Annotated in this window: 11 protein-coding genes; 4 read left to right on the top strand and 7 right to left on the bottom strand. The window is 40.4% G+C overall.

The window, feature by feature from the left end:
* Positions 1–341 precede the first annotated feature (341 nt).
* Positions 342–1,232: a virginiamycin B lyase gene (locus NYE22_RS14690; RefSeq protein WP_041850890.1), complete on the top strand. Its 891-nt coding sequence runs from the start codon at positions 342–344 to the stop codon at positions 1,230–1,232.
* A gap of 325 nt (positions 1,233–1,557) precedes the next feature.
* Here NYE22_RS14690 and NYE22_RS14685 read toward each other — a convergent pair whose 3' ends face one another.
* The gene (locus tag NYE22_RS14685; protein WP_003232419.1) at positions 1,558–2,331 is read right to left on the bottom strand and encodes a CAP domain-containing protein; all 774 of its coding nucleotides are present in this window, start codon (positions 2,329–2,331) and stop codon (positions 1,558–1,560) included.
* 336 nt (positions 2,332–2,667) lie between these two features.
* On the opposite strand from NYE22_RS14685, the gene NYE22_RS14680 reads away from it, so the two are divergent.
* The gene (locus NYE22_RS14680) at positions 2,668–4,788 is read left to right on the top strand and encodes a penicillin-binding protein 2 (protein ID WP_124048357.1); all 2,121 of its coding nucleotides are present in this window, start codon (positions 2,668–2,670) and stop codon (positions 4,786–4,788) included.
* 163 nt (positions 4,789–4,951) lie between these two features.
* On the top strand, positions 4,952–6,772 hold the full coding sequence (kinA, locus tag NYE22_RS14675) for a sporulation histidine kinase KinA (protein ID WP_101502063.1): 1,821 nt from the start codon (positions 4,952–4,954) through the stop codon (positions 6,770–6,772).
* Positions 6,773–6,781: 9 nt separating this feature from the next.
* Here the strand turns inward: kinA and NYE22_RS14670 are convergent, their stop codons facing one another.
* Together NYE22_RS14670 and NYE22_RS14665 are read right to left on the bottom strand one after the other, a co-directional pair.
* On the bottom strand, positions 6,782–7,963 hold the full coding sequence (locus NYE22_RS14670) for an aminotransferase A (RefSeq protein ID WP_342411933.1): 1,182 nt from the start codon (positions 7,961–7,963) through the stop codon (positions 6,782–6,784).
* A 201-nt stretch (positions 7,964–8,164) separates the two neighbouring features.
* On the bottom strand, positions 8,165–8,326 hold the full coding sequence (locus NYE22_RS14665; protein WP_219144865.1) for a hypothetical protein: 162 nt from the start codon (positions 8,324–8,326) through the stop codon (positions 8,165–8,167).
* Positions 8,327–8,529: 203 nt separating this feature from the next.
* On the opposite strand from NYE22_RS14665, the gene cheV reads away from it, so the two are divergent.
* Positions 8,530–9,441, top strand: coding sequence for a chemotaxis protein CheV (gene cheV, locus NYE22_RS14660; RefSeq protein ID WP_014476655.1), 912 nt, complete (start codon positions 8,530–8,532; stop codon positions 9,439–9,441).
* Positions 9,442–9,484: 43 nt separating this feature from the next.
* On the opposite strand, the gene NYE22_RS14655 is transcribed toward cheV, so the two are convergent.
* From NYE22_RS14655 to NYE22_RS14640, 4 genes are all read right to left on the bottom strand, one after another.
* Positions 9,485–9,949 (bottom strand): YkyB family protein, encoded by a 465-nt coding sequence (locus tag NYE22_RS14655; protein ID WP_342411932.1) that lies wholly within the window; start codon positions 9,947–9,949, stop codon positions 9,485–9,487.
* Positions 9,950–10,074: 125 nt separating this feature from the next.
* Positions 10,075–11,367: an MFS transporter gene (locus NYE22_RS14650; RefSeq protein ID WP_014479656.1), complete on the bottom strand. Its 1,293-nt coding sequence runs from the start codon at positions 11,365–11,367 to the stop codon at positions 10,075–10,077.
* Positions 11,368–11,442: 75 nt separating this feature from the next.
* On the bottom strand, positions 11,443–11,937 hold the full coding sequence (locus NYE22_RS14645) for a L,D-transpeptidase family protein (RefSeq protein WP_072174092.1): 495 nt from the start codon (positions 11,935–11,937) through the stop codon (positions 11,443–11,445).
* A 56-nt stretch (positions 11,938–11,993) separates the two neighbouring features.
* Positions 11,994–12,854 carry a metallophosphoesterase gene (locus NYE22_RS14640; protein ID WP_024573035.1) on the bottom strand — a complete coding sequence of 287 codons (861 nt, stop codon included), beginning with the start codon at positions 12,852–12,854 and terminating at the stop codon, positions 11,994–11,996.
* Positions 12,855–12,971: the final 117 nt, after the last annotated feature.

The raw sequence follows: 12,971 nt of genomic DNA, 5'->3' as shown, positions 1-12,971 counted from the left end.
TAGCCTTTTTTTGGACTATAAGTGCGTAAAAGAGAAAAATACCACTTGTTTTAATTAATTGACAAAACGGAAGGGTGAAAATAAGAACATGATTCTATAATTCTAGCTTTAAGAAAGAATCAATAGCTTAACCTATACATTCAACATCAGTGACTATTTTTCTGATGATCTAAATGCTGATTTGTTTTGTTTATTGATTTATTCTCTGAGATAGGATTATGGGGTAATATTCTTATTACTAAAGCGGCTTTGGAGTGAAGTCGATTTAGCATTGCCTCCTATCTCAGAAAAGTGAGTATAGGAGGCTTTTTTTGTAGATTATTATTGATGGGGGTATTGATATGAAGCTTGAACAGCAAGAAATAAATATTTTACATTCTGATTCTGGTCCATACGGGATAGCCATTTCACCCGAAGGAAAGGTATGGTTTACTCAACATAAAGCTAACAAGATCAGCTGTCTTGATAAGACGGGCCAAATTCAAGAGTATATTGTCCCGACACCTGATGCTGGAGTCATGTGTTTAACGGTGTCTTCAGAAGGTGATATTTGGTTTACAGAAAATAGGGCTAATAAGATAGGGAAACTGACAGCAAAACGGCAATTTATAGAATATCCATTGCCGCATCAACATTCAGCCCCATATGGGATTACGGAAGGTCCAGACGGAGATATCTGGTTTACTGAGATGAATGGAAATCGTATAGGTAAATTGACATCAGAGGGCAAAATTCATGAATACGAACTGCCTAATGAAGGATCGTACCCTTCTTTTATTACGTTGGGTTCAGATCACTCACTTTGGTTCACTGAAAACCAGAATAATGCTATCGGTAAAATAACTGAATCAGGTGAGTTAACGGAGTTTCCGATTCCTACACCAGCAGCAGGACCGGTAGGCATTACAAAAGGGCATGATGATGCACTTTGGTTTGTAGAGATAGTGGGTAATAAGATAGGTAAGATTACGGTTTCCGGTGACATAACTGAATATGATATCCCTACACCAAATGCACGGCCTCACGCTATCGCTGCAGGTGTAAGATCTGATTTATGGTTTACCGAATGGGGGGGAAATAAAATCGGAAGGCTGACAAGTGATCAAACAATTGAAGAATATACAATCAACACACCTCATGCTGAGCCTCATGGAATAGGATGCGATAATGATGGCACAGTATGGTTTGCATTAGAATGTAACAAAATAGGGAAATTAAAATTAACTAAATAAAGGAAAAGAGGATCCTTTGCATCTCATGCGAAACCTATGTTGCTCAACCTGACCCAAACATTTCTCCTTTATTATAAAAAGTCAAATCTATCAATGGCATAAATCTGTTGCAGCAGCTTTGCTATTGAAGGTGAAAGAAAAACGGATTGTAGTGAATATGTTCCCTTCGCAGCCGGATGAAGAAGACTGCCGTAACTTGACCTTGCTTGGCTGGGGGTCTGGCAGCTTTTTTCTGTTTCTCCATACATTTAGATGAATACAAAAAAAGCTTGTAGAAAAAACATGGTTTTCTCTACAAGCTGAAGATTACCTGTATCGTACAGGATTATTTTCCGATGAATTGTTGTGTCCAGATGCTTCCAGACTCAACGTAGCCAACACCGATGTGAGTAAAGTTAGGGTTTAGAATGTTTTTTCTGTGTCCTTCACTGTTCATCCAAGCTTTTACTACTTCTTCTGGTGTCTTTTGGCCCTTCGCAATGTTTTCACCTGCTGTTTTGTAGCTGATTCCGAAAGATTTCATCATATCAAACGGTGAGCCGTATGTTGGGCTTTGGTGATCAAAGTAGTTTTTGTCCTTCATATCCTGAGATTTTGCTCGTGCAGATTTGCTTAACGTTTCATCAATTTGAAGCGGCTTTAAGCCTTGTTTTTGTCTTTCTGCATTTGTAAGCTCAACAACTTTTTTCTCATATGCACTTACAGATGAAGGTGCAGATGTCGTTGTGTTTGTTTTTTCAGCAGTTGCAGGTGCTTTAGAAGCAGTGTTTTGATCAGCAGCTGCTTTTTCAGTAGTCTTTTGTGCAGGTTTTGCCGTTTCTGTCTTTTGAACATCCTGAACTTTCACGTTAGATTGCTTCGCATGTTTTTGAAGAAACTGCTTAATCTCTTTTTCGTTTGCAGCGTTTAACGTTTTGATATTTGTGTTAATATGCAGTTTTTTCACTGCATCGTTAAGTGACATGTTTTGTACTGTGTTCCCCGTTTTTACTGTAACCACAGGCTGGCAGGAGAGTTCTTTCGCTGATGCTTGCTGTACGCCCCCGAATGTGAATAATCCAACCGCAGCGGCAGCAGATAAAATAAATGCTTTCTTCATTAGTTCGTAACCTCCTAGAGTTGTTTGTTTCTACAGAAAAATCATAACATAGCTTTTTTGTCATAAAGATTCCAGCACTTTCCTTTGACAAATAGAGATTGTCATTTTCGTAAAGTAAATGCGTTGAATCACTAAGAATAAGGGAATCAGCGGTATATATGATTTTATCGTACCGTTACATAGCTTCCTTTTTTTTGAACCGTTAGTTATATTTTAATGTGTTTTTATATTGACAGCTTTTTTTACTCCTTTTCGCTGTAACAACTATTACAAAGGTGTTACAATTAATCTCAGTATATGTAAATTTATTGAATGATTTGAGAGGGGTAACCAGAAGTGACTGAAATAGGACGTGAACCAAAGAAAAAGAGCAAAGGAAACAGAGCAATCAGAATGAACCTTTTTTTCCTAGCTGTCTTTGTTCTATTCACTGCATTAATTTTTAAGCTCGGGGTTGTTCAAATTGTTGAAGGCGAACAGCATGAAGAAGACGCTGAGAAATCAAATGCAAAAACAGCTTACTATCCTGCGCCTCGCGGGAAGATGTACGACAGAAACCAGAAAGTTGCTGTCGATAACCAGAGCGTTCCAGAAATTGTGTATGTATCAACATCTAGCACAAAAACAGAAGATAAAATCAAAACAGCGAAGCGGCTTGCTTCTTTCATTCATATTGATACCGAATTTTTGAAGGAAAGGGATCTTCGTGATTACTGGATCGCAGCTCATCCGAAAAAAGCCGCCGCTCTGCTTAAGGAATCAGAAAGCAATCTGAAAGGAGACCAGGCTTACAAGCTTCAAATAGAGCGTGTTCCGGATCAAGAATTAAAGGCTATTCAGCAAGATGACGAAGAAATGGAAACTGCTGCGATATATACAAGGTTTTCAAGCGGAAATGCTTACGAACCTCAAATCGTAAAGGCAATGAATCCAAATAAGAGCAATAGCAATGGAAAAAACGGAGCGCTGCTTGATGAGAAGAAAAACTCCTCGCAAAGACCAAAAAATGACTTAACATATGATGAAATTTCCATTGTTTCTGAGCATTTAGAAGAACTTCCGGGAATCGATATCGTAAACGATTGGACACGAAAATATCCTTATGACAAAACCCTTTATTCTGTTTTCGGGGGCGTCACGACACCTGATCAGGGCCTGCTGAGCGACCGGAAAGATTTCTACTTAACAAGAGGCTATGCGAATAATGACAGGGTGGGAAAAAGTTATTTAGAGTATCAATATGAAGAATATTTAAATTCGCATAAAGAAAAAGTGGAATACGTAGAAGATAATAAAGGAAATGTCGTCAGCCAAAAAACCATTGATAAAGGCAGCAGGGGATACGATCTTCAGCTTTCTTTTGACATGGAGCTTCAGGCAAAGGTAGAAAAGATCATTGAAGAAGAAGTAAGAAACAGCCGTGCACGCGGAAATTACATGCTTGACAGAGCCTTTGCCGTGATGATGGACCCGAATAACGGCGATATTTTATCGATGGCAGGCAAAAAGATAGATTTAAAAACCAACAAAATTGAAGATTATGCGATAGGGGCATTTACCACCCAATATGAAATGGGATCAGCAGTAAAGGGGGCCACCGTGCTAGCCGGCTATCAGGACGGGATTCCGCATTATAAATATTTTGTTGACATGCCACTGTATTTTGCAGGAAACGGTAATAAGCCTAAGAAGTCGTATATGAATATGGGAACTATTAATGAATTAACGGCATTGCAAAAAAGCTCAAACGTATACATGTTTAATGTCGCCATGCACATTGCCGGTGTCACATACAAGCCGCATGGACCTCTTCCTGCTGACCAGAAGGATTTAAACAAAATGAGAAATTACTACAGCCAATTTGGCCTGGGAGTAAAGACAGGTATTGATCTTCCGCAGGAATCAGCCGGAATGCAAACTACACCTGATGCGGTAGGGGGGTTAATTTTAGACTTGGCCATTGGACAATACGATACATATACACCGCTTCAAATGGCACAGTACATCTCATCAATTGCCAATGGGGGCTACCGTGTTCAGCCAAGAATTGTTACAAGTATCCATGAGCCCAGCAAAAAAGAAGGCCTTGGGAAGACCATTGAACAAAGAAAGCCAAACATTCTCAACAAAATTAACAACTCAGAAAGTGACATTCAGCAGGTGAAGACCGGAATGAAGCTAGTTACCACTTCAGGGACAGCAAAAAATACGTTTACAGAAGATGTATCAGGGAAAACGGGAACAGCGGAAACATTTTACTACGGCACGAATCGCAACTGGTGGGGGAAAAAAACATACAATCTGACTTTTGTCGGCTATTACCCATCGAAAAATCCAAAAGTGGCTTTTAGTGTTGTTGTTCCATCAGTAAATGATGATGATAAGATCAATAAAATTATTGCCAAAAGAGCTATCCACGCCTACGCAGAGCTCGAAAAAAAACACAGTAAAAAATAAAAAACAGGGTGCACAACTAAAAGATTGTGTGCCCTTTCTTTTATTCAAAAATTGACGTTCACCATAAGAATAGAAGGAGAATACTCATTTTCTAGCGAATCATACTAGGTAAAAGTCAATCTGTATATGTCGAAACACGATGATCATGCAAAGGAGGGATTCTGTGGAACAGGATACGCAGCATGTTAAACCACTTCAAACAAAAACCGATATTCATGCAGTCTTGGCCTCTAATGGACGCATCATTTATATATCTGCCAACTCCAAACTGCATTTGGGCTATCTCCAAGGAGAGATGATCGGATCATTCCTCAAAACGTTTCTGCATGAGGAAGACCAATTTTTAGTTGAAAGCTATTTTTATAATGAACATCATCTGATGCCGTGCACCTTTCGTTTTATTAAAAAAGATCATACGATTGTGTGGGTGGAGGCTGCGGTAGAAATTGTTACGACAAGAGCTGAGCGGACAGAACGGGAAATCATTTTGAAAATGAAGGTTCTTGAAGAAGAAACAGGCCATCAATCCCTAAACTGCGAAAAACATGAATTCGAACCTGCAAGCCCGGAATCGACTACATATATAACGGATGATTATGAACGGTTGGTTGAAAATCTCCCGAGTCCGCTATGCATCAGTGTCAAAGGCAAGATCGTCTATGTAAACAGCGCGATGCTCTCAATGCTGGGAGCAAAAAGCAAGGATGCTATTATTGGTAAATGGTCCTATGAATTTATTGAAGAAGAATATCATGATATCGTGAAAAACAGGATTATACGAATGCAAAAAGGAATGGAAGTCGGAATGATTGAACAGACGTGGAAAAGGCTTGATGGCACACCTGTTCATTTAGAAGTGAAAGCATCCCCGACCGTCTACAAAAACCAGCAGGCTGAGCTGCTGCTGCTGATCGATATCTCTTCAAGGAAAAAATTCCAAACCATCCTGCAAAAAAGCCGTGAACGATATCAGCTGCTGATTCAAAATTCCATTGATACCATTGCGGTGATTCACAATGGAAAATGGGTGTTTATGAATGAATCGGGAATTTCCCTGTTTGAAGCGGCTACTTATGAGGACTTAATTGGCAAAAACATATACGATCAGCTACATCCTTGCGATCACGAGGATGTAAAAGAGAGAATCCAAAACATCGCCGAGCAAAAAACAGAATCTGAAATTGTCAAGCAATCCTGGTTCACCTTTCAGAACAGGGTCATCTATACGGAGATGGTCTGCATTCCGACGACCTTTTTTGGTGAAGCGGCCGTCCAGGTCATTCTTCGGGACATTTCAGAGAGAAAACAAACAGAAGAATTGATGCTGAAATCGGAAAAATTATCAATCGCAGGGCAGCTCGCGGCGGGAATCGCCCATGAGATCCGCAACCCTCTTACAGCGATCAAAGGATTTTTACAGCTGATGAAACCGACAATGGAAGGAAACGAACATTACTTTGATATTGTGTTTTCTGAACTCAGCCGTATCGAATTAATACTCAGTGAACTGCTCATGCTGGCGAAACCTCAGCAAAATGCTGTCAAAGAATATTTGAACTTGAAAAAATTAATTGGTGAGGTTTCAGCCCTGTTAGAAACGCAGGCGAATTTAAATGGCATTTTTATCAGAACAAGTTATGAAAAAGACAGCATTTATATAAACGGGGATCAAAACCAATTAAAGCAGGTATTCATTAATTTAATCAAAAATGCAGTTGAATCAATGCCTGATGGGGGAACAGTAGACATTATCATAACCGAAGATGAGCATTCTGTTCATGTTACTGTCAAAGACGAAGGGGAAGGTATACCTGAAAAGGTACTAAACCGGATTGGAGAGCCATTTTTAACAACAAAAGAAAAAGGTACGGGGCTTGGATTAATGGTGACATTTAATATCATTGAAAACCATCAGGGAGTTATACATGTGGACAGCCATCCTGAAAAAGGCACAGCGTTTAAAATTTCATTTCCAAAAAAATAAAACAACGGCTTAAACGCCGTTGTTTATCGTCTGCATTGCTTCACGTTTTTTTAATACAAATAATTCTAAACGGTCCAGGCCTTCTCTCAGTGTGTCCAGCGAGTACGCAAAAGACAATCTTACATATCCTTCACCATATTTTGAGAACGAGCTGCCCGGCACGAGTGCCACACCAGCGTCTTCCAAAAGAGCCATACTAAAATCAAATGAAGTCATTCCAAATGATTTAATAGAAGGGAAGATATAAAACGCACCGGACGGTTTAACTACGTCAAGTCCCATGGAAACAAGACGGTCATAAACATAGTCCAGACGTTTTTTGTATTGTTCTCTCATAATCAATGCGTCGTCAAAGCCGTTTGTGACAGCTTCAAGCGCGGCTTTTTGAGAAATGGATGAGGCGCACGACACATTGTATTGATGAACCTTTAAAATGTGCTTTGCAATGTCTTTCGGTGCAAATAAAAATCCAATTCTCCAACCGGTCATGCTGTGGGATTTTGACAAGCCGTTAATGACAATTGTTTGATCCCGCAAATGGTTTGCGATGGAGTAATGCGGTCTGTCATATGTTAATTCACTGTATATTTCATCGGACAATACGAAGACATTTCTGCCTTTTAAAAGGGCTGCGATGCTTTTCAGTTCTTCTTCAGATAAAGTCACGCCGGTAGGATTTGACGGATAAGGAAGCACGACACACTTGGTGTTGGGTGTCAGAGCATCTTCAATCAGCCGGGCGGTAAGCTTAAAGCCGTGTGATGTAGTATCAACAATGACAGGCTTGGCCCCGCACAAATTAATAATAGGTTCATAGCCCGGATAAATAGGCCCTGGCATAATGACTTCATCACCGGGAGATAAAATCGTCCGGAATGCAGCATCAATGGCTTGGCTTGCGCCTGTTGTGATGATAATTTCAGATTCAGCATCATAGTTGAAATCCGCTTTTTTCTTCATATAAAGCTGCACAGCTTGTCTCAGCTCCAGGTAGCCGGCATTCGGAGTATATGACGTCACGTTTTCATCAATGGCTTTTTTTGCGGCAGCTTTCACATGATGCGGTGTGAAAAAATCAGGCTGGCCGATTGTAAGTGAAATGACGTCTTCGTGTTGGGCTACAAGATTCGAGAATTTGCGTATTCCTGAAATTTCGATCTCTCTTGCTTTCGGATTCAGCAAATGTTCCATAATTCATCACCTTAACAAATATAATGAGTTTATCCTATTTTACCACTAGCTGATCATTTGTCACCTTTTTAACTGATATATTTCGATTGTATGCGCCTTTTTTCTAAACATACCTTTCTTTTCAGAAAAAAAGAAGACAACCAGCGATTTGATTGTCTTTATTGTATCATGTTCTATTATTGTTTATATGTGCCAATTTCATTAATAGCCATAATCAAAATGAAGGTCTTCGTGCCAAATCAGATACGGAGGATGCTCTTCTCGAAGGTCAGCTGATTCTTTCTTCATATTCAGGTAAGTTTCTTCACTGATATCCTCTAAAACAGTCATTTCGTTTTCATTAAATATTACTAAGGTACCCATTATTTACACCCTTCTTTGGAAAAATCCTTGACTATTTTATCACTGTTAGTTGGAAAGTCAATGGTTATTAGGAAAAAAGTTTCTTTTTTGAGGAACTCGGCTTGTTGCCTTCGGAATTCGATTTTGAAGAGCTGCCATTCACTTTTTACAAATTACGCCGATATATACAGTACAATACTGAATGCGAATAGCGAGGGATTGAATTGTCGTTACAACAATACGAAATTTTATTGGATTCTGGTACAAATGAATTAGAAATTGTGAAGTTTGGCGTGGGTGAAAATGCTTTCGGAATTAACGTCATGAAGGTAAGAGAAATTATTCAGCCTGTCGAGGTGACATCAGTGCCTCACTCCCATCAGCATGTAGAAGGAATGATTAAACTCAGAGGAGAAATCCTCCCTGTGATCAGTCTCTTCTCATTTTTTGGAGTAGAGCCTGAAGGATCAAAAGATGAGAAATATATCGTGACTGAATTTAATAAACGGAAAATTGTTTTTCATGTCGGCTCTGTTTCTCAAATTCACAGAGTATCCTGGGAAGCGATTGAAAAGCCGACATCGTTAAATCAAGGAATGGAGCGGCACCTTACCGGGATTATTAAGCTCGAAGACCTGATGATCTTTTTGCCTGACTATGAAAAAATTATTTATGACATTGAATCAGATTCAGGTGTGGACACGTATAATATGCATACCGAGGGCTTCGATGAAAGAAGAACTGATAAAAAGCTTATCATTGTAGAGGACTCACCGCTTTTGATGCGCCTCTTGCAAGATGAATTAAAAGAAGCAGGGTACAACAATATCGCTTCGTTTGAAAATGGAAAAGAGGCATATGAATACATTATGAACCTTGCTGAAAACGAAACTGATTTATCAGAACAGATTGATATGATCATCACTGATATTGAAATGCCAAAAATGGACGGACACAGGCTCACAAAGCTGCTGAAGGAAAATCCGAAAAGCTCAGATGTGCCGGTTATGATTTTCTCATCGTTAATTACGGATGATCTGCGTCACCGCGGCGAAGTTGTAGGCGCAGATGAGCAAATCAGCAAGCCTGAGATCAGTGATTTGATTAAAAAAGTGGATACGTATGTTATTGAATAAATAAAAACAGCCGTTGCCAGAAAGAGGCACGGCTGTTTTTATTTTAAAAGTAACTCTCGCCAAGTTTTTTAAAGACCGGTTTATGGTAAGCTGGCTGCTGGCGATTTGGCACTAGCGGCTTTTCTTTTATGCCGACATATTCTTGCAAAAGGTGTTTCGCTTTTGTTAAAGACATTTGAGCTTTAGGATTTCGGTACGATTGATTAAGTGTACCTAAATGCGGAAGATGTTCGAAGTCTTCTTTAGTTGGAGGCATGTGAAAATAGTAGTCTCCGATTGAGATAAGCACGTCCGATTGCTGTTGGCTGAACCTTGGATTTTTTGAAAAATGAAGCCCTATTTTCTTTCCTTTACCTTCTTTTACAAGCTTTTGCAAAGCCCGTTTTTTCAGCAGATATAGGTATTTAGGGTTGGGGGCGGTTTTTGCATGGCGGTTCACAGTGTAAACTGCTTTTGAAAGATTTTCTACGGTTGGCTGCAGATCTTTCGTATATGCATGGTCGTCCATTATTTCTCTCCTTTGCTCTTATCAATTTCTATATGTTTAGATTATACTTTTTTAAAGTTGAAATGCAAATATTGAATGTAAAAATGCGCTTTTTTCTAAGAAAAAAAGCGCATTTTTAACCTGCATTATACAGATCTTGCCTTCTTTTTCGGCTGTTCTTGAAATGCTTCCTGAACATTCACTTCCACAGCCTGAGCACTGTATTTTGGCAGTGCAATAAAATAAAAAATAAAAACGAGCAGGATAATAACACCCATGCCGTAATAAAGATAATCAATGTTTGATACAAACTTAGGGAATAACAGTGCGACTAAGCCAAGTGTCAAAGACTGTGCAAACATCATAAAAGGGTCTTGCATGCCGCTTACACGTCCCATCAGTTTTGGATGAACAATTTTGGGCATCCACCCTCCGATTGCAATGTTGATCGGTCCGATGCACATTCCCAGTGCAAAAGCTGCCGCGTAATACACCCATAAAATATTGGTGTAGCCGAGGACGAAGATCAGCAAACCTGCAATGAAAATCGGTATCGACATTAAAAAGTGCGGCTTCACTTTTTTAGAGATGATCGTGCCGATTACGCTGCCCGCCAGCAGCCCAAACCCGAGTGCGATCGTAAATACAGACGTATGCCACTCATAACGGTCAGGCGCCAATCCATATTTCATTGTAAACATCGGCAATACGGCGAATCCTCCGTTGACAAATCCAAAAATGAAGAAGCCGAAAATAAGAGATGCCAGCAATTTGTTTTTTAAAATATAGAGGATGCCTTCTCTAAAGTCATTTATTGAATCCTTAACAGAAGTCTTTCTCCAGCTGAATGCACCGTTTGGCTGTCGGGCTTCTTTTGGAATCCGGCAGCTGCGGATCAGCAGCCCGGAAATGATAAAGCTGACAAAATCAAGAATAATGGCGCCTTCAATACCGATGGTGTTGTACATAAACGCGCCTATACCGACTCCAAACACCATAAAAATGCTAAAAAGCATCTGATTAAGCCCTGCGGCTTTCGCATAATGCTCCTTCGGCAGAATGGCTTGTACCAAACTGTTTTCTGCCGGAAAGAAAAACTTTGTTACAGCGCTTCTGATAAATAAGATACAAAAAACAAGAGGAATATTGCCGGTAAATAAAGTGAAAAAAAGCACGACAGTCAGGCCTGCTCTGATCCAATCACAATTTTCTGCCACCTTTTTTCTGTCAAACCGGTCCGCGACGACTCCCACGATCAGAAATACAAATATGGTCGGAAGAGAATACATCAGCTCCGCCAAGGTCGTATATGAAGGCTGGCTGCTGAATCGGTCCAGCAAAAAAAAAGCAAAGGCCATGTTGCCTACTGTCGTGCCCATTTGAGAAGCGAGTGCTGCGAAAAATAGACGAACAAAATTACGATTTTTAAATATATCCATAAAAACGCTCCTTACCCTAAAGGTCCCACTTTATCATATTATAAACCGCCTGTTTTTGAAACAAATAAGAAAACATTACCGGTTAATCGTGACTCTCGTTCCGTTTGGCACAATTGAAGCAAGTTCGATCACGTCTTTGTTATGCATGCGAATGCAGCCTTTAGAAACAGCCTTACCAATCGAAGCGGGATTATTCGTCCCATGTATTCCGTAGTGCTGCTTTGAAAGGCTCAGCCAATAAGCGCCAAATGGGCCGCCGGGATTGCGCTGGCGGTTAATAATGTAAAACTCGCCAGTAGGCGTTTGCGTTAGTATTTTACCAACGGCGATGGGATAGGTTTTCATTACCCGATTATTTAGGAACAGCGTAAGGGTCTTCGCTCCGATTGAGACTGCGATATGATACGGAATTGTATAAGGGTCCGGCAGTCCGGGGATGACTATGGACTGTCCCGCGGTGAGCCCTGCCTGCAGTGACGGATTAGCCTGGAGTAATGCAGCCGTGCTGATTCTGAAATCAGCCGCGATGCTGTTCAGTGTATCACCTTGCTTCACCTGGTACGTAAGCAGTTTCCTCATCCTCCTTTTTTACTTATAAGTATTGATGAGGAGCCCATCCTGCTACATTAATTTGTGCTTTTTAAGGTGAAGACAGTGATTTCAGGCTTGGCCAGAAACCGCAAAGGCAGCCTGGTCATCCCGAGGCCTCGGTTTACGTAAATATGAGTGCTGCCCATTTGATACATTCCCTCTGTGTAGACTTTTCCATATGGAGGCGTAATAATCGGTCCGTAAAAAGGCAACTGAATCTGGCCACCGTGTGTATGACCGGAAAGCTGAAGGTTCACGGGATAATCTGTTGTTTTCAAGGCTGCATCAGGTTCATGGACGAGAAGAATGGAAAAAAGCCTGTCGCTCAGCCTTGAAAGGGTGCCTTCATAATCTGGGTTTCCCAGCATTAAGTCATCAAGCGAAGCAATCTCGATTTTGCTGCCATCTGCGAGTGACAATGTTTGATAGCCATTGCGATATACCGTGAAACCTCCGGCCGTCATCAGGCTTTTGTAAACGGCAGTTCCATAGCCTCCGTGATCATGATTGCCGTAAATACAAAGCTTGCCGAATGGAGCATTAAGCTTTCTCAATAATGGAATGACTGCCTGGTGGTGCTGGTACGTATCAGGATTATCAATAATATCACCTGTAAAAACAATGAGATCAGGTTTAGATTCATTAATTGTAAGAATGACAGTTTTTAAATCTTCGAGAGTAAAGTAATCACTCAAGTGTGCATCGCTGAACTGCACGATTTTAAAACCGTCAAATCCGTGCGGGATGAGAGAGCTTTTTATTGTGTGTTCGGTTGTCTCGATCATATGCGGCTCGAGATACCTGGCATAGCCATATCCCCCGCCGGCCGTTAAAGCCCCGGCAGCAAGAGCGCCGAACATTCCTTTTAGAAATTGTCTTCTGGACATCTTTTTCATTTCAAACCAACCTTTAATAGAGTTTTTCTATTATATCATCTGTATCTGATAAAAATCTCATATGAGCATGTGCTGACAGAGGCAGGGATATAATGATAGAATATTATTGAATGAATA

The organism is Bacillus sp. FSL K6-1560, assembly GCF_038592935.1.
GTDB lineage: Bacteria > Bacillota > Bacilli > Bacillales > Bacillaceae > Bacillus > Bacillus subtilis.
The sequence above is the reverse complement of the archived record's forward strand: the minus strand, read 5'-3'. Positions and strand labels throughout refer to the sequence as shown.